The sequence below is a fragment of the Pseudomonas sp. IT-P294 genome (genome assembly GCF_949767865.1).
GTDB lineage: Bacteria > Pseudomonadota > Gammaproteobacteria > Pseudomonadales > Pseudomonadaceae > Aquipseudomonas.
In genome coordinates, this window is sequence record NZ_CATKQW010000044.1 from 60,500 (window position 1) to 78,956 (window position 18,457).

21 protein-coding genes, 1 pseudogene and 1 riboswitch are annotated in these 18,457 nt (G+C 59.2%); of the genes and pseudogenes, 11 read left to right on the top strand and 11 right to left on the bottom strand.

The window, feature by feature from the left end; genetic code table 11:
* Positions 1–2: 2 nt before the first annotated feature.
* Positions 3–641 (bottom strand): uracil phosphoribosyltransferase, encoded by a 639-nt coding sequence (gene upp, locus ACM6I0_RS23060; RefSeq protein ID WP_222588413.1) that lies wholly within the window; start codon positions 639–641, stop codon positions 3–5.
* Between the two features lie 174 nt (positions 642–815).
* Between upp and ACM6I0_RS23065 the strand changes: the two genes are divergently transcribed.
* Positions 816–1,373, top strand: a complete 558-nt coding sequence (locus ACM6I0_RS23065) for a hypoxanthine-guanine phosphoribosyltransferase (RefSeq protein WP_090180149.1) — start codon at positions 816–818, stop codon at positions 1,371–1,373.
* A 3-nt stretch (positions 1,374–1,376) separates the two neighbouring features.
* Positions 1,377–1,850 carry a WbuC family cupin fold metalloprotein gene (locus tag ACM6I0_RS23070; protein WP_285435243.1) on the top strand — a complete coding sequence of 158 codons (474 nt, stop codon included), beginning with the start codon at positions 1,377–1,379 and terminating at the stop codon, positions 1,848–1,850.
* Between the two features lie 9 nt (positions 1,851–1,859).
* Here ACM6I0_RS23070 and dauA read toward each other — a convergent pair whose 3' ends face one another.
* Positions 1,860–3,581 carry a C4-dicarboxylic acid transporter DauA gene (gene dauA, locus ACM6I0_RS23075; protein ID WP_414923371.1) on the bottom strand — a complete coding sequence of 574 codons (1,722 nt, stop codon included), beginning with the start codon at positions 3,579–3,581 and terminating at the stop codon, positions 1,860–1,862.
* Positions 3,582–3,732: 151 nt separating this feature from the next.
* On the opposite strand from dauA, the gene ACM6I0_RS23080 reads away from it, so the two are divergent.
* Both ACM6I0_RS23080 and ACM6I0_RS23085 read left to right on the top strand, forming a co-directional pair.
* The gene (locus ACM6I0_RS23080; protein ID WP_414923372.1) at positions 3,733–4,218 is read left to right on the top strand and encodes a hypothetical protein; all 486 of its coding nucleotides are present in this window, start codon (positions 3,733–3,735) and stop codon (positions 4,216–4,218) included.
* 63 nt (positions 4,219–4,281) lie between these two features.
* Positions 4,282–4,569, top strand: coding sequence for a PA4642 family protein (locus ACM6I0_RS23085; RefSeq protein ID WP_090180157.1), 288 nt, complete (start codon positions 4,282–4,284; stop codon positions 4,567–4,569).
* Between the two features lie 68 nt (positions 4,570–4,637).
* On the opposite strand, the gene mqo is transcribed toward ACM6I0_RS23085, so the two are convergent.
* Together mqo and ACM6I0_RS23095 are read right to left on the bottom strand one after the other, a co-directional pair.
* The gene (mqo, locus tag ACM6I0_RS23090; RefSeq protein WP_414923373.1) at positions 4,638–6,146 is read right to left on the bottom strand and encodes a malate dehydrogenase (quinone); all 1,509 of its coding nucleotides are present in this window, start codon (positions 6,144–6,146) and stop codon (positions 4,638–4,640) included.
* Between the two features lie 738 nt (positions 6,147–6,884).
* The gene (locus ACM6I0_RS23095) at positions 6,885–7,118 is read right to left on the bottom strand and encodes a hypothetical protein (RefSeq protein WP_090180162.1); all 234 of its coding nucleotides are present in this window, start codon (positions 7,116–7,118) and stop codon (positions 6,885–6,887) included.
* A gap of 205 nt (positions 7,119–7,323) precedes the next feature.
* Here ACM6I0_RS23095 and ACM6I0_RS23100 point away from each other — a divergent pair, with 205 nt between their 5' ends.
* Positions 7,324–7,908 (top strand): YajG family lipoprotein, encoded by a 585-nt coding sequence (locus ACM6I0_RS23100; RefSeq protein WP_090180164.1) that lies wholly within the window; start codon positions 7,324–7,326, stop codon positions 7,906–7,908.
* Positions 7,909–8,011: 103 nt separating this feature from the next.
* Here the strand turns inward: ACM6I0_RS23100 and ACM6I0_RS23105 are convergent, their stop codons facing one another.
* Complete coding sequence (locus tag ACM6I0_RS23105; protein WP_285435332.1) at positions 8,012–8,218, bottom strand: hypothetical protein; 207 nt, start codon at positions 8,216–8,218, stop codon at positions 8,012–8,014.
* A 193-nt stretch (positions 8,219–8,411) separates the two neighbouring features.
* Between ACM6I0_RS23105 and ACM6I0_RS23110 the strand changes: the two genes are divergently transcribed.
* Positions 8,412–8,696 (top strand): hypothetical protein, encoded by a 285-nt coding sequence (locus ACM6I0_RS23110; protein WP_414923374.1) that lies wholly within the window; start codon positions 8,412–8,414, stop codon positions 8,694–8,696.
* Between the two features lie 64 nt (positions 8,697–8,760).
* Here ACM6I0_RS23110 and ACM6I0_RS23115 read toward each other — a convergent pair whose 3' ends face one another.
* Complete coding sequence (locus tag ACM6I0_RS23115) at positions 8,761–9,927, bottom strand: 1-acyl-sn-glycerol-3-phosphate acyltransferase (protein ID WP_414923375.1); 1,167 nt, start codon at positions 9,925–9,927, stop codon at positions 8,761–8,763.
* Positions 9,928–10,066: 139 nt separating this feature from the next.
* On the opposite strand from ACM6I0_RS23115, the gene ACM6I0_RS23120 reads away from it, so the two are divergent.
* The 3 genes from ACM6I0_RS23120 to ACM6I0_RS23130 are packed head-to-tail and all read left to right on the top strand — an operon-like array spanning position 10,067 to position 11,178.
* Complete coding sequence (locus ACM6I0_RS23120) at positions 10,067–10,249, top strand: CPXCG motif-containing cysteine-rich protein (RefSeq protein WP_285435256.1); 183 nt, start codon at positions 10,067–10,069, stop codon at positions 10,247–10,249.
* Positions 10,250–10,258: 9 nt separating this feature from the next.
* Positions 10,259–10,519, top strand: a complete 261-nt coding sequence (locus tag ACM6I0_RS23125) for a putative signal transducing protein (RefSeq protein ID WP_285435258.1) — start codon at positions 10,259–10,261, stop codon at positions 10,517–10,519.
* A gap of 35 nt (positions 10,520–10,554) precedes the next feature.
* Positions 10,555–11,178 (top strand): SOS response-associated peptidase, encoded by a 624-nt coding sequence (locus ACM6I0_RS23130; protein WP_090180181.1) that lies wholly within the window; start codon positions 10,555–10,557, stop codon positions 11,176–11,178.
* Positions 11,179–11,237: 59 nt separating this feature from the next.
* On the opposite strand, the gene ACM6I0_RS23135 is transcribed toward ACM6I0_RS23130, so the two are convergent.
* Both ACM6I0_RS23135 and ACM6I0_RS23140 read right to left on the bottom strand, forming a co-directional pair.
* Entirely contained in the window at positions 11,238–12,080 is an 843-nt protein-coding gene (locus ACM6I0_RS23135; protein ID WP_414923483.1) for a methyl-accepting chemotaxis protein, read from the bottom strand.
* Between the two features lie 12 nt (positions 12,081–12,092).
* Positions 12,093–13,379: pseudogene (locus tag ACM6I0_RS23140) on the bottom strand (HAMP domain-containing protein); the annotation flags it as partial.
* 274 nt (positions 13,380–13,653) lie between these two features.
* Between ACM6I0_RS23140 and ACM6I0_RS23145 the strand changes: the two are divergent.
* On the top strand, positions 13,654–14,472 hold the full coding sequence (locus ACM6I0_RS23145) for a M48 family metallopeptidase (RefSeq protein WP_285435263.1): 819 nt from the start codon (positions 13,654–13,656) through the stop codon (positions 14,470–14,472).
* Positions 14,473–14,595: 123 nt separating this feature from the next.
* Here ACM6I0_RS23145 and ACM6I0_RS23150 read toward each other — a convergent pair whose 3' ends face one another.
* The 3 genes from ACM6I0_RS23150 to ACM6I0_RS23160 all read right to left on the bottom strand — a co-directional run bounded on the left by ACM6I0_RS23150 (position 14,596) and on the right by ACM6I0_RS23160 (position 17,432).
* Positions 14,596–15,180 (bottom strand): TMEM165/GDT1 family protein, encoded by a 585-nt coding sequence (locus tag ACM6I0_RS23150; RefSeq protein WP_222588400.1) that lies wholly within the window; start codon positions 15,178–15,180, stop codon positions 14,596–14,598.
* A 90-nt stretch (positions 15,181–15,270) separates the two neighbouring features.
* Positions 15,271–15,393, bottom strand: a riboswitch (yybP-ykoY riboswitch).
* 41 nt (positions 15,394–15,434) lie between these two features.
* Complete coding sequence (locus ACM6I0_RS23155; protein WP_414923376.1) at positions 15,435–16,433, bottom strand: methyltransferase; 999 nt, start codon at positions 16,431–16,433, stop codon at positions 15,435–15,437.
* A gap of 33 nt (positions 16,434–16,466) precedes the next feature.
* On the bottom strand, positions 16,467–17,432 hold the full coding sequence (locus tag ACM6I0_RS23160) for a 2-hydroxyacid dehydrogenase (RefSeq protein WP_414923377.1): 966 nt from the start codon (positions 17,430–17,432) through the stop codon (positions 16,467–16,469).
* A 246-nt stretch (positions 17,433–17,678) separates the two neighbouring features.
* On the opposite strand from ACM6I0_RS23160, the gene ACM6I0_RS23165 reads away from it, so the two are divergent.
* Entirely contained in the window at positions 17,679–18,308 is a 630-nt protein-coding gene (locus tag ACM6I0_RS23165; RefSeq protein ID WP_090180194.1) for a LysE family translocator, read from the top strand.
* Positions 18,309–18,457: the final 149 nt, after the last annotated feature.

The following is an 18,457-nucleotide window of genomic DNA, read 5'->3' on the forward strand; positions in this document are numbered from 1 at the left end:
GCTCAAGCGTCCTTCTGCTTGGTACCGAAGATCTTGTCACCGGCATCGCCCAAGCCTGGAATGATGTAGCCGTGTTCGTTGAGTTTTTCATCGATGGAGGCGGTGTAGATCATCACGTCCGGGTGAGCCTTCTCCACGGCGGCGATGCCTTCCGGCGCGGCCACCAGCACCATGGCGCGGATGTCGCGGCAACCGGCCTTTTTCAGCAGGTCGATGGTGGCGACCATGGAACTGCCGGTGGCGAGCATCGGGTCGATGATCATTGCCAGGCGCTCGTTGATTTCCGGGACGAGTTTTTCCAGGTAGGTGTGGGCCTGCAGGGTCTGTTCGTTGCGGGCAACGCCCACGGCGCTGACTTTGGCGCCCGGGATCAGGCTCAGTACGCCTTCGAGCATGCCGATGCCGGCACGCAGGATCGGCACCACGGTAATTTTCTTGCCGGCGATTTTCTCGACCGATACGGTGCCGCACCAGCCTTCGATGTCGTAGGCTTCCAGCGGCAGGTCTTTGGTGGCTTCGTAAGTCAGCAGGGCGCCGACTTCCTGAGCAAGCTCACGGAAATTCTTGGTGCTGATGTCTGCACGGCGCATCAGGCCTAGTTTATGACGGATCAGCGGATGGCGGATCTCTTGGATGGGCATGGGGAAAGGCTCCGGCGGCGGGCAAAAAAACCGGCCTAGATTAATCTATCCGAGGGTGTTGTCCTATAGACATTCAGTACGTTAGTCCACAAACGCTTGATCTGGCCTCTCTTGATGCGTACCTTTGCCCGCTTTTCCTGAATCCGTCCCGCCCCTCACCCCCTGGAGAGCGCCATGTCTGCTGATCTCGAGCATATCCGTCAAATCATGCGAGAGGCTGACTGCCTGTACACCGAAGCTGAAGTCGAGGCGGCTATCGCCCGCGTCGGTGCGCACATTAACGAAGAACTGGCTGACAGCAATCCGGTGGTGTTCTGCGTGATGAACGGTGGCCTGATTTTCGCTGGCAAATTGCTCACCCATCTGCAATTCCCGCTGGAAGCGTCCTACCTGCACGCTACCCGCTATCGCAACGAAACCAGCGGCGGCGACCTGTTCTGGAAGGCCAAGCCGGAAGTGTCGTTCATTGACCGTGACGTGCTGATCATCGACGACATCCTCGACGAAGGTCACACCCTGGGCGCGATCATCGATTTCTGCAAACACGCCGGCGCGCGCAAAGTGCACACCGCCGTGCTGATCGACAAGGACCACGACCGCAAGGCTCGCCCGGACCTCAAAGCCGATTTCGTCGGCCTGCCGTGCATCGACCGATATATCTTTGGTTACGGTATGGACTACAAAGGCTACTGGCGTAACGCTAACGGTATCTTCGCTGTTAAAGGGATGTAAGGAATGACCACGCCGCGTTTTCTCGATCAAACCCTGTTCACCGAATTGGCCGAGAAAGCCGCGGCCAATCCTCGTGGGCGTCAGCATCACAACTTCCACCAGATGGAAGACGCCTGCCATCGCATGGCGGTAGGCTTACAGCTGAACACCTATATCGCGCCTCATCGGCATTTGGGTGAAAACAAGGCCGAAACCTTGTTGGTCCTCAAAGGACGGCTCGGCGTGCTGATCTTCGACGAGACCGGCGTAGTGTTGAACAAGCAAGTCCTGCAGGCCGGTGGCAATTGTGTGGGTGTGGACCTGCCGACCGGTATGTTCCATAGCCTGGTGGTACTGGAAGCCGACAGCCTGATGTTCGAGTGCAAGGCCGGTCCTTACCGCCCGGTGGGTGAGGGAGAGCTTGCGCACTGGGCTCCGCGCGAAGGTGAGCCTGGTGTGGCCGAATATCAGGCGTGGATGCGTGCGCAGTTCGATTGAGCCGTGCGCTCAATTTTCCTCGGCCAGCCAGCGTTCGCTTTTGCGACGAGCCTGTTCCAGGTTGTTCACGTAGGCCAACTGACGCTGTTCCCGATGGATGCCCGCGCGCCTGAGCTTCAAGCGAACCCTTGGAGTGGTCGCCACCAGAATCAGGCCGATGCCGTCCGTGCGGTAATCCCTCAGGATATTGTCGAACGCCGCCAGCGCTGTCATGTCCAGCATCGGCACGGCGCTCATCTCGACGATCACCACTTTGACCTCCGGACTGAATTTGCGTAGCACTCCCAAGGCTTTTTCAGCTGCGCCGAAGAACAGCGGCCCGCGTATCGCATAGCAACGAACATGTTCCGGCATGTCCTGCAAGGCTTGATGGAAGGCGCGGGGCAGTTCGGCGGTGTCGGTGAGGTCGCTCATGCGTTTGATAAATAACCCGGCGGCCAGCAGCAGGCCGACGGCGACGGCCATCACCATGTCGAACAATACCGTCAGGCTCAGGCAGGTCAACAAGACCAGCACATCACTGCGAGGCGCGATGCGCAGGGTATGCAGCACGTGCCGGGCCTCGCTCATGTTCCACGCCACCATGATCAGCAATGCTGCCAGTGCAGCCATCGGCAAATAGCTGAAAAGCGGTGCGAGGACGAGTATTGCCATCAGCACCACGGCGCTATGAATAATGGTGGCCAGTGGCGAAAAGGCTCCGCTGCGCACGTTGGTGGCACTTCGGGCAATGGCTGCGGTGGCGGTAATGCCGCCGAACAACGGTGCGATCAGGTTGCCCAGGCCCTGGCCCAGCAGTTCTGCGTTGGGATCGTGTTTGCTGCCGGTCATGCCATCCGCCACCACCGCACATAACAAGGATTCGATGGCGCCGAGCATGGCGATGGCGAACGCCGGGGCCATTAATTGGCGGATCAAGTCATAAGACAGGTGCAGAGGTTGGCCGTCGGGACCGGGCAGATTCCACGGCCAATCAAAGCTTGGCAGGAACGGCGGAATGCCGGGATGGCTGACGCCCTCGACCATGTAGCTGAAACGCTCACCCAATGTCGCCACCGCCAGCCCTTCGTGCTCCAACGCCAACCCCAGGAGCGCGCCGATGGTAAGCGCTACCAGATGCCCCGGAATCCTCGGCACCCACCGTGGCCAGACAATCAGAACGGCCAGGCATGTGAGGCCGATGATCCCGTCCCCTGGCCGGGCGCTGGGTAACGCCAGAATCAAAACGCCCAGCTGTTCGATGTAGTGTTCTGCGTGGCCGGCGGTGTTCAGGCCCAGCAAGTCCTTCAATTGCAGGGTGGCAATGACAATGCCGATCCCGGCGGTAAAGCCCAGAGTGACCGGGTACGGAATGTACTGAATCAACCGCCCGGCTCGAATCAGCCCCAGGACAATGAGGATGACGCCGGCAAGCATGGTGCAAAGCAGCAAGCCGCCGAGGCCATATTGTTGGGTGATGGGTAGCAGAATGACCACGAACGCGGCAGTCGGCCCACTGACATTGAAACGCGATCCGCCTGTCAGGGCGATCAGGGGCGCAGCGATCAGTACCGTATACAAACCTTGCTGGGGCGGTACACCTACGGCAATCGCCAGGGCCATGGCCAACGGGATGGCGATAATCCCTACCGTCACCCCGGCACTGATGTCACCGCGTAAGCGCCTGAGGGTGTAGCCGGCGCGCCAGGTCTGACGCCAGGCCGCGAACAACGGGGGGACGGAGAACGTCATGAACACTCCCTAAAAGACGATGCACTGTTGAACGACGGCTGAAAGCTCGTCCAGCATCGCCAGCCTCGTACTGCGAAGTATTGACCTATATCGCCAATTCGCGCGGTTGATCCTCATGCTAGAGTGCTTGGCCTCGCCTTCGGAGCCCGTCATGAGCCTTTTGATCCGCAGCTGCGCCGCCCTGTTGCTGACCCTCAGCCTGCCACTGGCCGCCGCCCCGGCACCGATGCATGCGCAATTTTTACCCCCGGACGACCTGACCCTGCGCGATGCCGAACCTGAGCAGCAACAACTGTTGCAGGTCACCGATTATTCGGTAGTGGTGGGCAGTCAACGCCAGTCCAACCAACAGCCGATCCCGGTCACGTCCCCTGTGTCGATTCGCCTCAAGGGCAAGTCCTTGAACAAGGGCGCAACGATCAATCAGGTGCTGGTCAACTTCGATGGCGAAAGCAAAAGCCTGAAAAAGCCGGTCTTCGACGATAAAAGCAAAACCCTGACGCTGTTTTACCCAATGGCGCAGTACCGGGTGGTGCTCGACTTGTTGCGCAATGACACGGTGTATTGCCAGTTCCTCAGTTACGCCAACGGCCATATCTGGGCGGATCTGCACACCGGCAGTGTTCGTGCGCGTTGAGCCCTGTGCCCGGGCAGGGGTAAACTGCCCGCCCCGTGAAATGTCTGCGAGCTGGAGTCGGCAATGCGTAAAGATAAGAAACAAGTGATTGGTGACGAGATCGGCGATGAGCAGATCAAGTTGTTCCTCGATTTCGAGCCGGTCGACGCCACTTCGCCGTCCCTGCACAAGCTGATCAAGGCCTACCGTGGTCTGCGCATCGACGATTTCGAGCGTTTCCTGACTTTCTTCGTCGAAGCCGGTCTTGATCTCGACGGTAAGGATGAGCATGGCAATGACTTCGTGGCTCTGATCAAGGACCAGCGCAATGCGGCCGAGTACATTGAGCTGATCGCCAAGGCTCGCGGTTAAGAACTTTTAAGCGGCACAAAAAAACGCCCCGCTCTCATTGAGAGCGGGGCGTTTTTTATCAGGCCGAATCAAGCGTAGCTTTCGGTCTCGTTACTGGCTTCAACCAGTTCCAGCGCGACGTTGTTGTGCGCGTTGATTTTGCGATACAGCGCAGCGTCGGTTTCCAGGATTTTTTCCCGTGCCGGGAAAATTTCCGCCAGTTTGGCAGCCCATTCACCGGAAGCCTTGTTCGGGAAGCATTTTTCGATCAGCTCGAGCATGATCGAAACGGTCACCGAAGCACCTGGGGATGCGCCGAGCAGGGCGGCAAGGGAGCCGTCTTTCGCCGCGACCAGCTCGGTGCCGAACTGCAGAACGCCACCCTTTTTCGGGTCTTTCTTGATGATCTGCACCCGTTGGCCGGCCACTTCCAGGCGCCAGTCTTCGGCTTTCGCTTCAGGGTAGAAACGACGCAGGGAATCCAGGCGCTGCTCCATCGACTGCATCACTTCGCTGACCAGGTACTTGGTCAGGTCCATGTTGTTTTTTGCCACGGCCAGCATCGGGCCGATGTTGCCGGCGCGTACCGACATCGGCAGGTCCATGAAGGAACCGTGCTTGAGGAACTTGGTGGTGAAACCGGCATAAGGCCCGAACAGCAGGGACTTCTTGCCATCGACCACGCGGGTGTCCAGGTGCGGCACCGACATCGGTGGTGAACCGACCGCAGCCTGGCTGTAGACCTTGGCCTGGTGGTGCTTGACCACTTCCGGATTGTCGCAGCGCAGCCACTGGCCACTGATCGGGAAGCCGCCGAAGCCTTTGCTTTCTTCGATGCCCGAGGCCTGCAACAACGGCAATGCCGCGCCGCCAGCGCCGAGGAAGACGAACTTGGCGTCGACTTCTCGGGTGTTGCCGCTGTTGACGTCCTTGATGCTGACGGTCCAGCCACCGTTGTTACGCTTCAGACCGGTGACGCGCTTGCAATACTTGACCTGGGCGTCGGGTGCGCTGGTCAGGTGCTTGAGCAGTTGATTGGTCAGGGCGCCGAAGTTGACGTCGGTGCCGTTCATCACACGGGTGGCGGCGACGACTTCGTCGGCCGGACGGCCCGGCATCATCAGCGGCATCCACTCGGCCATGGTGGCCTTGTCTTCGGTGTATTCCATGTCCGAGAAGGCGTGGTGCTTGCTCAGGGTCTTGAAGCGTTCCTTGAGGAAGGAAACGCCATCATTGCCTTGCACGAAGCTCAGATGCGGCACCGGGCTGATGAACGACTTGCACGAACCGAACGTGCCTTTCTTCGTCAGGTAGGACCAGAACTGCTTCGACACCTCGAACTGGGTATTGATGTGCACGGCTTTCTTGATATCGACGCTACCGTCGGCGGCCTGCGGCGTGTAATTGAGCTCACACAGCCCGGCGTGACCGGTACCGGCGTTGTTCCACGGGTTGGAACTCTCCGCAGCACCGGAATCCATCAGCTCGACGACTTCCAGCTTGATCGCGGGGTCGAGCTCTTTGAGCAGTACGGCGAGGGTGGCACTCATGATGCCGGCCCCAACGAGTACTACGTCGACTGCTTCGTTATGCGCCATTTAACGCGTCTCCAAAATCTGCAGCACCAAATTGTCGGCATGGCTACCAGGCGTTCCGGGGCGTGTCAGTGATGCCCCAGGTTCCGGTGGTCAGTGTGCCATGTCCGAATCTTCGCAATTTTTCGCAACTTCGACGGACGCTACCGGCCGGGTCTAAAAGAGTTACATGAACTCACTTCAACGCGCCGCTGGCAATTCGACTTATGGTCGAGACGTCCGTTTGTGCAACCAAATCCGTAGAGGACAGGCTTCAGGCTCCGGTGTTCGAGGAGTGCTCGGTCCTGTGTCGTTGGGCTGTTTCAGACGCTAATGGTGCATGTTCAGACGCAAAACTATTCATTTGCTCGCCACACTCTTGTGAAGTTGTGAAAACCCGTTTTTTTCACGCTCTTTTGAAGACGTGAACCTCAAAAAAGGGCTGTCCCAGCCTGGCACCGTGCCCGGAAGGATTGCCGTCATGGGGTACATGACAGGCAAAACGGGCAAACAGCTCAGTGACCGAGCGTAATGACAGCTCTGCAGATTCGCGCAAAGTGGGTTTTTTTGCTCAAGGAACAGCAAGCGCCCGCTTCACTCGATCTGTGTGGGCGGCTCTCTGTGGGCGGTGCGGGGTGTCAATACCGAGGCATTGACGATGCTGCGAGGCCCGATCAGGAGACGTCCTTATAATCGGGGTGAGATTGTATCTAAGAAACGCAGGGAAATGGACGTGTTTAATGACTTTTATTAGGCGTCTGGTCAGATGGACAACAGCGCCTGCACACGAGAACGGGACTGAGGCTGCCGGACGTGGGCGCTAGGAGGCAGGGGATGGTGCAACCAGTTAAGGCGTATTTCTTCGATTTCGACCCAGCCATCGCCCATGGGCTGAAGGCTGCATTGCTTGAACGCCTGGCAGTGACCATTGTGGTCGAGCAGCGCAAAGCAGCGATGCCGCGGGCGTGGTGCGAACAGCGAGATCAGATAACGCATGGCGAATTACCTTGTGGATGACCTGTCGAGTAGATTGCCAATGGGTTATGACGTGAACGTGTAGGTGCGGTGACAGATGTGTGACAGGAGCCGCTTTGCCTCAGGTTTGTCAGAGATTTGAGCAATCATTGCGATACGCTAGTTAGCAACGATAGCTCACCGCTATACTGCGCGCCTGTTTGTGCCTGATTCTGGAGAGAAGAGCATGTTGCAACGCCTGTTGTTCGGTTTGATCACTGTGACCAGTTTGACCCTCGTCGGCTGCGCCCACAGCCCGCAACAACTGAACCCTGAGCCTAAGCTGACGACTCAGCTGGCGCCAGTCGGCCATGGTCAGCCGGTGGTGGTGCGGGTGGTGGACGGTCGTCCGTCGCCGACCCTGGGCACGCGTGGTGGCTTGTACCCTGAGACCAGCGCGATCACCGTGCAGGGCGCGCAAATACTGCCGAAGTTGCAGGCCCAGGCCGAAGCAGCCGTGCGTTTGCTGGGCTTCACTCCAACCTCGAATGCGATGAATGCGCCGCAGTTGACGGTGACGCTGGCTGAGCTGAAATACCAATCGCCTAAAGAAGGCATGTACGTGACCGAAGCGACTATCGCCGCGACGTTCCGCTCCGATGTCCAGAATGCCAACCGTCGTTACAGCGGTCGCTACGGCGCATCCCTGGATCAGCGTTTTGGTATGGCGCCGAATCAGGAAACCAACACCAAGCTGGTCAGTGATGTGTTGAGCGATGCGTTGACGCGCTTGTTCAAGGATCCGACAGTTGGTCAGATGCTCGGCGAGTAACCTTTCGCCAGATTCAAAAAAGCCCGGTGCCAGTGATGGTTCCGGGCTTTTTAATGCCTGCCGGTTTTGCCGGCTTAACCTATCCCCTTGTGGGAGCGTGGTATCAGGCCGCCTGCGAATAAAAATCCAGCACACTCACGCCGGTCAGCAAATCCGTCTCCGGCAAGTCCACATGCTGGTGTCCAGACAGCGCGCAATACACCAGCCAGTGGCGATCCTGAACGTTGAAGGCGAGGCTGCCGACGAGGTCTTGTTGTTCGTCGCTCGGAGCGATGAGGTAGAGGCGGTCCTGGGTTTCGGCGTGCAGCATGATGCTTTCCATGTCGGTTTCGAGGGGCGACAGACTGGCGGATTCAGATGACGGTGCCGTGACACAGGGCAACTATGGGTCTGAAGGTTCGTTATTTGTCGGAAAGGCGGGGCAGGTCGGCAAGCTTTCGGTAGAATCCGCGCCGCGGTCGTCGGTCCGACGCCTGACACATCTGTTTTGCCCGAGGTACGTGATGTCGTTGCATTTGATTTCGCTGTTTACCAACCATCCCGCCAAGTTGATCAACCTGCTGGCATTGCTGCTGGCCTTTCCGGGTGGCTGGTTGCTGCACGCCACGCGGCGCCGCGAACAGCGCGCGTTGGCTACTCTCGAAGCGCAAAGTCAGAGCCGTCGCATCGACGATCCAATGTTGATGCTGGATGGCGCGACCCTGCGCATGAACCGGTTTTTCTATCGCTTCGGCTTTGCCTGCCTGGGGTTGGCGTTGCTGGTGTCGTGGATCAGCACGCGCTTCTGAGTGCAATGAACGCAGCAATGAAAACGGCGCCCGAAGGCGCCGTTAGTGTATCCAGACAAAAATCCTACAGCGGCAATCCAGCTTTCACGCGGTACTGATTCCTTACCGGTGTCGCGTATTGCAACACCAGGAACGGGCGATGTTCCTCAGGGCAAGATTCCAGCCGGCGCTGCCATTCTTCCTTAGCCTTGGCCAGCTCATCGGCGCCAAACACTTTGGCTGCGGGCGGGACCTGCAGTTGTGGATCGGCGCCCTCCCACTGTGCATAGGCGAGGTAATGCACCGGGAATAACCGGTAGCCACCGAGAATCTGCCGGTCCATTTCGATCGCCAATTGCTTGGTGTCTTCAAACAACTCGGTGATCGGCGCCGCAAAATTCACATGGACCCGGCCCTTGTAGCCAGTGATGCCCTTGGCAATGCTCACGTCATCCTCGCCCGGTGCTTTGGTGTAGCTGCCGGTGGTCGCGCGGATGTAGAGCTCGCGGGCCTTGGCCTGGTCGCACGGGTCGTATTCGTAGCTGATCGATACCGGCGTGAGGTTCAGCGAGCGAATGACTTCGCCGAACGGCTCGTCCTTGCGGCTCATGTGGAACATCTTGAGGATCGCCGACTCGGTACGGTCGTCGCCATCCTTGGCCCGGCCTTCGGCCTGGGCGATCCAGATCGAGGCGCAATCGTTGCGGATCGAGTGGTTGATGTAAGCCGACAACAGTTGATACGCCGCCATTTTCTCGCGACGACCGGTGATCGAACGGTGCACGATGAAGCTCTTGTTCAAGCGCATCAGGTCGCTGACGAAAGGCTTTTGCAGCAGGTTGTCGCCAATCGCGATGCGCGGGGTCGGCAGGCCGGCGTGGTACACGGCGTAATTGACGAAAGCCGGGTCCATTACGATGTCGCGGTGATTGGCGATGAACAGGTAGGCGCTGCCGGACTTGAACTGCTCGACGCCGGTGTACGTCACGCCATCCGTGGCGCGCTCGATGGTGTGGTCGACGTACATCTCGACCTTGTCCTGCAATGTGGCCACCGAGGTGACGCCGGCGAACTCACGGCGCAGCCGATGAGCTATAAGAGGTTTGAGCGCCCAGCCGAAAACACCGGCAAAACGCGGGAAGCGGAAGTGGATGAGGATATCTAGAAATGCCTTGTCGCCGAGCAGTCGGTCCAGCACTGCGGGGACTTCGCTGTCATTGTAAGGTCGGATGGCATCGAATTCGCCCATCATGCTCTCTTGTTAGAAACGGCTAGGGTAAGTAAAGGTTTTGATCGAAAACCAACGGGGCACGGTCTGAAAAGGTAGCCAGACAAAAATAGCCCTGCAAATAGACCGGCGATTATACGCACAAGTCACCTGGGAGACCGCGATGCTGGAAACTGCACTGTATAGATGTCCGTATTGTGGTGAAGAGGTGGAAACGACTGTGGATATTTCCGCAGGCGATCAGACCTACATCGAGGATTGTCAGGTGTGTTGCCGGCCGATCACTTTCGTGTTGCAGGTTCATGGTGATGAATGGCATCTCGACGTTTATGCGGAAAACGAATGAGGGGCGTCTATGCAGCGAATCTACGAGCCGGAAAACCTGATGGAAGGTGAGTTGCTGCTGGGCATGCTGGCCAGCGAGGGTATCGAGGCGCATCTGGTGGGCCGCGATTTGCTCGGTGGCACCGGCGAATTGCCGGTTTTCGGCCTGCTGGGTTTGTCGGTGGATAACGACCAGGCCGCATACGCCCGGGAGCTGATCACCGCGTACAATGCCGCGCTGCCTCTGCCCGGCGATGAGCCGGACAGTTTTCCCGGCACGCTGGTCTGTTAGGCTGACGTTCGTTTTATCAAGAGTCGTGTTGCCCCATGTGTGGACGTTATGCCCTGTTTCGCTGGAACCCCGCCTTCGCGGCCCTGCCTGGCTTCCCCGCCGATCAGCAGGCCCAGTGGAATATTTCTCCCAACGATTCGGTGCTGATGCTGCGAGCCGGCGTCGACGGTGAACGTGAGTTGGCCCGCGCGCGTTGGGGTTTGACGCCACCGTGGCTGACCGATCTGTCCCGTACCCCGGCCCATGCGCGGGCTGAAACCGTTGCCGAACAACCGATGTTTCGCCAGGCCTTGCGCGAGCGCCGTTGCCTGTTGCCGGCCAACGGTTTTTACGAATGGCGTGGCACCACCCGTAAGCGGCCCTATTGGCTGACGCCGGGGGAGGGCTCGGCGCTGTTCTTTGCGGCGATCTGGGAAGCGTATCCGGTGCAGGAGCAGGTTTGGCTGAGCACGGCGGTGATCACGCAACCGGCGGCCAGTCAGCGTCGACCGTTGATTCTGGATGCGGCAGGGCAGGAGGCGTGGCTCAATCCCGAGACGCCATTGCATGCGTTGCAGGCGTTGCTTGCCAGTGAACCTGCGGCGTTGCGCGAGCGGGTGCTGGCAAACCTGGTGAATGATCCGAAGCTCAATGGGCCGGAGTGCCTGACCCCGGGCTAACCTCGATATGATCGTTCCCACGCAGAGCGTGGGAACGATCGATAACCTTCCGGCGATTTTTAAACCTTGAACTGATTGATCAACCGCCGCTGCTGTTCGGCCAGCTTGGTCAGATCGGCACTGGCAGCGCTCGACTCATCCGCGCCACCCGCCACTTCATTGGCCACTTGCCCGATATTGATCACGTTACGGTTGATGTCATCCGCCACCGCGCTCTGTTCCTCGGCCGCACTCGCAATCTGCGTGTTCATGTCATTGATCACCGACACTGCTTGAGTAATCGTCTCCAGTGCCTCGGCCGCTTTCGCCGCATGCTGTACGCTTTCGTCGGTGCGGTTCTGACTGTCCTCCATGACTCGCACCACATCGCGCGTGCCTTGTTGCAACTGCTGGATCATGGTCTGGATTTCTTCAGTGGCCTTCTGGGTTTTCTGCGCCAGGTTGCGCACTTCATCAGCCACAACCGCAAAACCGCGACCCTGTTCACCGGCCCGTGCCGCTTCGATGGCCGCGTTCAAGGCCAGCAGGTTGGTCTGTTCGGCAATCCCGCGAATGGCGGTCAGGATCGCGTTGATGTTCTCGCTGTCCTTGGCCAGGGTTTGCACCACGCCAACGGCCTTGCCGATTTCTACCGCCAGCACGCCAATGGAGTTCGAGGTGTCCCGAACGATTTGCATACCTTGCGCGGCTGCCTTATCGGCATGGCTGGCGGCTTGCGCGGCCTGGGTCGCGTTGCGTGCCACGTCTTGCGCGGTAGCGGTCATTTCATGCACCGCCGTCGCCACCTGATCAATCTCGGCCATTTGCTTCTGCACGCCGATGTTGGTGCGGATGGCGATGTCGGCGGTGTGTTCCGACGAATCGCTGACGCTCTGCACTGAGGTCACGACTTGCGTGATCATCGCCTGCAACTTGGCCAGGAAAGTGTTGAAGCCTTTGGCGATCGAGCCCAACTCATCGGCGCGATCACTGGTCAGGCGGCGCGTCAGGTCGCCTTCACCCTTGGCGATATCGTCGAGCATCGCCACCATTTGCTTGAGCGGACGGGCAATGCCGTGGCCCACCAGCCAGATCACCAGCAAGCCGATACCGGCGATCAGCAGGCCTACCATGGCCATGCCGAAGGTGTCGGATTTGCGTTGGGTGTCCAGGTCACCCTGAAGTTTTTGCAGGTCTGCCATCACTGCATTCAGCGGCAGTTGCAACATCAGAGTCCAGCGTGCATCGGTCTGGCCGATGCCGAACGGCAGGTACAACTCGATCCGGCCCTGGGCTTTGTCGACGGTATAGGTCACTTCGCCGCGCTTGAGATTGGCCATGTTGGCAATCTGCTGGCTGTCGAGGATGTCGCTGACTTTTTCGCCGAATTTGCTCGGGTCCTTGGTGTAGGCAACGATCCGTCCGTTGCCGCCAATCAGCGCCATCACCCCTGAGCCACCGTAGAGTTTCTGGTTGGCGCCCAGGAGCATCTCCTGAATGAAGTTCACCGACAGGTCGGCGCCGACAATGCCCTGGAACGCGCCGTTGAGCATGATCGGTTCAATGAAGGAGGCGAGCATGACGATCTTGTCGCCGACTTTGTAGGGCGCCGGATCGATTACGCAGGGCTTTTTGGTTTCTTTGGAGCACAGGTAGTATTCGCTGGCGCGAACCCCGGTGGACAGGGTTTTCTGGTCGTCGACGTCCACCAGTTTGTCCAGGCCCAGGCTGCCGTCTTCGTTGCGGAACCACCAGGGCAGGAAGCGTCCGTTGCTGGCGTCGATCCCCACCACCTTGGTGCCGACGTAGGCAGTGTCGTTGTGGTCGAGCGCGTCTTTTTCCCAGCCGATGTAGGTGCCGAGGATTTTCGGGTTTTTGGCCACGTTTTCCTTGATCAGGCTGATCAACTGCTCACGGCTCAGGCTCAGTTGTGGCTGGCCATCGGCGCCGGGTGTGCCGATCAACGTATTGACCCGCACCAGGCCTCCGGCAATCAGCAGCGGCGCTTCGAGTTCACGCTGAATCTGGCTGACCTGGGTTTGTGCCAGGGACGTCAGGCGCTGTTCGATGACTTGTTCGAATTGCGCTTGGGTCCGCTCCTGCACCATGTCTTGCGTCCGGGCGCCGGAAAACAGGGCATAGAGCACCAGCGCGGCCACGACGCTAAGAACGATAGCGCCGGCGAGGGCTGCCACGGAAAACTGGATCGACTTGAATTTCATGGGTGCTCCGCACGCAAGAGGACGACTGCGAAGGTGTATCGGCCGGGGGCTTGGTGGGCATGAGCAGGTGGGCGGCAAAATGGATGATTTGGAGTGGCTGATGTCGTAAATGAATCAATGCGCAGCGTTATTGGCCGCAGCGGGTGTCGGAATGTGAATTTTTTCCTACGGACGTGAGAGCTTTATCTGAAATGTGCGTCTACAGCTTTGTTGTATCTGGCGTCGATACAATTCCACGCCTAGGATACGCAGCATGTTTTCCGGGAGTTTTTTGATGAGCAAGAGATTGGTTTTGTGTGCGCTGAGCGCGAGTCTGCTGCTCGCCGGTTGTCAGTCGGTCAATACCACCAGCGGTGGCGCGGTCGGTGTTGAACGCAAGCAATATATGTTCAGCATGCTGTCCTCCGACGAGGTCAACCAGATGTATGCCCAGTCTTATCAAAAGACTGTCGGCGAGGCGAACAGCAAGGGCGTGCTGGACAAGACCAGTAACGACGCCAAACGCATCCAGATCATCGCGGACCGGTTGATTGCCCAAGCTCCGGTTTTTCGCCCGGATTCGGCCCAGTGGAAATGGGAAGTCAACCTGATCAAGAGCGATGAACTCAATGCCAACTGCGGGCCTGGCGGCAAGATCATTTTCTACTCCGGGCTGATGGACAGCCTGCAACTCACTGATGATGAAATCGCCGCGATCCTGGGCCATGAAATCGCCCACGCCCTGCGCGAGCATGGCCGTGAAGCGATGTCCAAGGCATACGGGGTCGAGATGGCCAAGCAGGGCGCCGGAGCGTTGCTCGGTCTGGGCCAGGACAGCCTGGCCCTGGCGGACACCGTGGCGGAATACGGCATGACCTTGCCCAACAGTCGCGCCAATGAAAACGAAGCTGACCTGATCGGTCTCGAACTGGCCGCCCGTGCCGGTTACAACCCGAACGCCGCAATCACGCTGTGGAACAAGATGAGCAAAGTCTCGGAAGGCGCGCCTCCCGAGTTCTTGAGCACTCACCCGGCTTCGTCCAGCCGGATTGCTTCGTTGCAGGCGGCGATTCCGAAGGTGATGCCGTTGTACGAGAAAGCGCGTAAATCCTGAGGTTTTTACCTCGTCAGTGAGGGCCTCATCGCGAGCAAGCTCGCTCCCACAGGGTTAGTATCGATCACAAAACCAATGTGGGAGCGAGCTTGCTCGCGATGAACGATGACGCGGTCTACCGGGTTAAACCCACCCGCTGCTCTGCATCGCCTTGTACACCGCAACAATCGCCAGGACGAAAAATGCCGATGCCGCCAGGCGACGGATCAGGGTCAACGGCAGTTTGTCCGCCGCAAAATTACCGGCCAGAACCACTGGCACGTTGGCAATCAACATCCCCGCGGTGGTGCCAATGATCACCAGCCACAGTTCCGGGTATTGCGCAGCGAGCATCACGGTGGCGACTTGCGTCTTGTCGCCCATTTCGGCCAGGAAAAACGCGATCAATGTCGTCAGGAACGGTCCGAACTTGCGGGCCGTGCTGCCTTCGTCGTCATCCATCTTGTCCGGCACCAGGGTCCAGAGTGCCGTCGCTGTGAAGCTCGCGGCCAGGATCCAGTGCAACACCGCATCCGAGAAGAAGCTGCCGAACCAGGCACCTACCGCGCCGGCTGCCGCATGGTTGGCCAGGGTCGCGGCAACGATACCGGCGATGATGGGCCAGGGCTTGCGAAAGCGGGCAGCAAGAATGAGCGCGAGCAGTTGCGTCTTGTCGCCGATTTCGGCCAAGGCAACGATTGCGGTGGGAACGAGCAGAGAGTCCAACATCAGGTTTTTTCCTAAGGGGCGGGTCGACACGGCTATGACACGTACAGCCTTCCCGCCCCGGGTAAGGTGTTCGTGTCATAGGTCTTGTCAAACCCTGCGATCCGCATGGTGCGGACCCTTGGGTCGCATACGCCATGGTCTGTTGACCAAGTATGTTGACGTATGCCGGACGAGCATGGCGCTCGTGGGAGACTACTCCCCTAGGACGGGGCGGATTCTGCCTAGGCAGAATCCATTCGGCAAGCACTAATTTCTTAGCCGCGTTTGGCCCGATAAATTCTGAACCCCTGTCCCTCAGCCTTGATTGCACAGATGCCCAGGTGTTCCTCGATCAGTGGCTGGTACTTCAGGAAGCTGTTCGCTACCAAGCGCAGTTCGCCACCGTTTTTCAGATGTTTAGCCGCTTTTCGCAGCAAGTTTTCGGTGGCGAAGTAGTCGGTGTGGACGCCGACATGGAACGGCGGGTTGCTCAGAATCGCGCTCAAACCCATCGGCGCCGCGTCGATACCGTCGCCGGTAATCACCTCGGCTTCCAGACCATTGGCGGCCAGTGTCAGGCGACTGCTGGCGGCGGCAAACGCATCCACATCGAGCAACGTGACCTGATTGTGCGGATAACGACGCTTCACCGCAGCGCCCAACACACCGGCGCCGCAACCAAAGTCGAGCAAGTGGCCGCTTGGCAACTTGTCCAGGTGCTCCAGCAGCAATGCGCTGCCACGATCGAGGCGACCATGACTGAATACGCCCGGCAGGCTGATGACTTTCAGCGGGCCTTCGGCCAGCGGCAACTCATAGGTCTGAGCCAGACTTTCCAGCGACTTGGCTTCTGGCGCGTTGGCCACCGTCACCAGCCACAGCTGGCAATGCCGTGCGCTGTCGAGTTTGCGCGGTTTTCCGAACGGGTTCAGTTGCTTGGCCGCCCCTTCTATGCCGCTGCGTTTTTCGCCCACCAGGTACAGTTCACGACCGGCCAGGCGCGAGGCGAGGGCATTGAGGATGTAGTCAGTCAGGTCCTTGGACTTGGGCAGAAACACCACCGCCGTCTCGAACTCACGCTTGGGTGCATTCACACCAAAATGGCTGCGTCCTGCAAAACGTGCGTCCAGCGCCGCTTGATCGCCGGCGTGCCAGCACCAACCATGGGCCTGGGGCAAGCGGCCCAGCAGATCGTCGGCGGGCAAACCGGCCAACAACACCGAACCCTGGAATAACTCGGCCTGACGAAGCAGTACTTCACTGCGCGGATCCATAACTGCTCCTGTGAAAAAAAGTGCCGCAGTCTATCAACTGACGACCCGCAGCGCTTTACCGCTGAAAAATCCCTGCGCGTTTTCGGTCAACTGACCGACGATCCGCTGCCGCGCCTCGCGACTGCCCCAGGCATTGTGCGGCGTGACGATCAGCCGTGGGATGTCATGGGCCAGCAAGGGATTGCCATGGGTCGGAGGCTCGACGCTCAACACGTCAGTGGCCGCGCCGCCCAGATGACCGTTGCGCAAGGCATCGGCCAGCGCCTGCTCATCGATCAAGCCGCCGCGAGCGGTGTTGACCACGAAGGCGCCGGGTTTCATCGATGCCAGCTCCCGGGCCCCGATGAAGTGGCGGGTGTGTTCGTTGAGCGGGCAGTGCAGGGTCAGGGCATCGATTTGTGGCAGCAGTTCGTCCAGTGGCAAACGATCCGCTCGGGCAGGGCGGCCTGGGATCTGCCCCAGCAATACGCACATGCCGAACGCTTCAGCCAGCCGCGCCACTGCTCCGCCCAGTTCACCGTGGCCGAGCAGGCCAAGGGTTTTACCTTCCAGTTCGACAATCGGGTAATCCAGCAGGCAGAACTGTTTCGCTTGCTGCCAGCGACCGTCAGCCACCGCTTTTTGATAGTCGGCCAGGCGTGTCGCCAGGTTGAGCAGCAACATGATCGTGTGCTGCGCCACCGATGGCGTGCCGTACCCCTGACAGTTGCAGACCGTGATGCCGTGAGCGCGAGCGGCCGCGAGATCGACGTTGTTGGTGCCGGTGGCGGTGATCAGGATCAGCTTCAGTTCGGGGCTGGCGGCAATGGCGGTGGCATCGATCAGGATCTTGTTGCTGATGGCTACCGTGGCGCCCTTGAGGCGTTCGATGACTTGTTCCGGCGCGGTTTGAGCGAACAGCTGCAAATCGTCAAAGCAGTCGCGCAACGGGCTGAGGTCGAGGTCACCCAGGTCCAGGGACGGATGGTCGAGGAAAACGGCGCGGCGAGAGTTCGTCATCAACTGTACCTTTTGTGCGTTGAACTGAAGGCGTAATCTGCCGAGCCTATCAGATGAAACAAATGGTTACGCAGTACCAGACTGCATACTGGCCTCTTGTGGGAGCGAGCTTGCTCGCGATGACGCAGTGTCAGGCGATATTTGTGTCAGCTGATAGACCGCTATCGCGAGCAAGCTCGCTCCCACAGGGGATGCCGTAAGCCTTGTGAGTTTCATTTCGACCGATCTGCCCTAAAAGGAGCCCCTATGTACTGGACAGAATTCTTGACCGTTGCCTTGATTCACTTGCTTGCCGTGGCCAGTCCCGGCCCGGACTTCGCTGTCGTGGTGCGTGAAAGCGTGACCCACGGTCGTCGCGCGGGCACCTGGACGGCGCTGGGCGTCGGCACGGCGATTTTCCTGCACGTGGGGTATTCGCTGCTGGGTATCGGCCTGATCGTGTCGCAGTCGATCGTGCTGTTCAACGCCCTGAAATGGGCCGCCGCCGCTTACCTGCTGTACATCGGCTACAAAGCCTTGCGGGCGCAACCGGCCAAACCCGCCGCTGACGACCTGCACAAGGAAGCCGGCGAACGCACGGCGCGTGGCGCCTTCACCTCGGGTTTTGTGACCAACGGCCTGAACCCGAAAGCCACGCTGTTCTTTTTGTCCCTGTTCACCGTGGTGATCAACCCACACACGCCATTGACGGTACAGGCCGGCTACGGGATTTACCTCGCGGCGGCGACAGCGGTCTGGTTCTGCCTGGTGGCACGGTTGTTCAGCCAGCAACGCGTTCGCGCCGGTTTCGCCCGCATGGGCCACTGGTTCGACCGGACCATGGGCGTGGTATTGATCGCCATCGGCGTGAAACTCGCCTTCACCGAGATGCATTGATCGGGCAAACCTTTCGGACAGAGCATTCCTGCAAATGCTGGCGCAAAGCTAGCATTTGTACGACTCTGCAAATCATTCCTTTGGCTGATTTGGCCGGCGTATAAGGGTTCTAGAGTACTAACCTCTAAAGCCAACACCGTGCAGTCAGG

Excerpts from the sequence above, each read along its gene's own strand:
- upp (WP_222588413.1), bottom strand. The coding sequence starts at position 641 with ATGCCCATCCAAGAGATCCGCCATCCGCTGATCCGTCATAAACTAGGC.
- ACM6I0_RS23065 (WP_090180149.1), top strand. The coding sequence starts at position 816 with ATGTCTGCTGATCTCGAGCATATCCGTCAAATCATGCGAGAGGCTGAC.
- ACM6I0_RS23070 (WP_285435243.1), top strand. The coding sequence starts at position 1,377 with ATGACCACGCCGCGTTTTCTCGATCAAACCCTGTTCACCGAATTGGCC.
- dauA (WP_414923371.1), bottom strand. The coding sequence starts at position 3,581 with ATGACGTTCTCCGTCCCCCCGTTGTTCGCGGCCTGGCGTCAGACCTGG.
- ACM6I0_RS23080 (WP_414923372.1), top strand. The coding sequence starts at position 3,733 with ATGAGCCTTTTGATCCGCAGCTGCGCCGCCCTGTTGCTGACCCTCAGC.
- ACM6I0_RS23085 (WP_090180157.1), top strand. The coding sequence starts at position 4,282 with ATGCGTAAAGATAAGAAACAAGTGATTGGTGACGAGATCGGCGATGAG.
- mqo (WP_414923373.1), bottom strand. The coding sequence starts at position 6,146 with ATGGCGCATAACGAAGCAGTCGACGTAGTACTCGTTGGGGCCGGCATC.
- ACM6I0_RS23095 (WP_090180162.1), bottom strand. The coding sequence starts at position 7,118 with ATGCGTTATCTGATCTCGCTGTTCGCACCACGCCCGCGGCATCGCTGC.
- ACM6I0_RS23100 (WP_090180164.1), top strand. The coding sequence starts at position 7,324 with ATGTTGCAACGCCTGTTGTTCGGTTTGATCACTGTGACCAGTTTGACC.
- ACM6I0_RS23105 (WP_285435332.1), bottom strand. The coding sequence starts at position 8,218 with ATGCTGCACGCCGAAACCCAGGACCGCCTCTACCTCATCGCTCCGAGC.
- ACM6I0_RS23110 (WP_414923374.1), top strand. The coding sequence starts at position 8,412 with ATGTCGTTGCATTTGATTTCGCTGTTTACCAACCATCCCGCCAAGTTG.
- ACM6I0_RS23115 (WP_414923375.1), bottom strand. The coding sequence starts at position 9,927 with ATGATGGGCGAATTCGATGCCATCCGACCTTACAATGACAGCGAAGTC.
- ACM6I0_RS23120 (WP_285435256.1), top strand. The coding sequence starts at position 10,067 with ATGCTGGAAACTGCACTGTATAGATGTCCGTATTGTGGTGAAGAGGTG.
- ACM6I0_RS23125 (WP_285435258.1), top strand. The coding sequence starts at position 10,259 with ATGCAGCGAATCTACGAGCCGGAAAACCTGATGGAAGGTGAGTTGCTG.
- ACM6I0_RS23130 (WP_090180181.1), top strand. The coding sequence starts at position 10,555 with ATGTGTGGACGTTATGCCCTGTTTCGCTGGAACCCCGCCTTCGCGGCC.
- ACM6I0_RS23135 (WP_414923483.1), bottom strand. The coding sequence starts at position 12,080 with ATGATCACGCAAGTCGTGACCTCAGTGCAGAGCGTCAGCGATTCGTCG.
- ACM6I0_RS23145 (WP_285435263.1), top strand. The coding sequence starts at position 13,654 with ATGAGCAAGAGATTGGTTTTGTGTGCGCTGAGCGCGAGTCTGCTGCTC.
- ACM6I0_RS23150 (WP_222588400.1), bottom strand. The coding sequence starts at position 15,180 with ATGTTGGACTCTCTGCTCGTTCCCACCGCAATCGTTGCCTTGGCCGAA.
- ACM6I0_RS23155 (WP_414923376.1), bottom strand. The coding sequence starts at position 16,433 with ATGGATCCGCGCAGTGAAGTACTGCTTCGTCAGGCCGAGTTATTCCAG.
- ACM6I0_RS23160 (WP_414923377.1), bottom strand. The coding sequence starts at position 17,432 with ATGACGAACTCTCGCCGCGCCGTTTTCCTCGACCATCCGTCCCTGGAC.
- ACM6I0_RS23165 (WP_090180194.1), top strand. The coding sequence starts at position 17,679 with ATGTACTGGACAGAATTCTTGACCGTTGCCTTGATTCACTTGCTTGCC.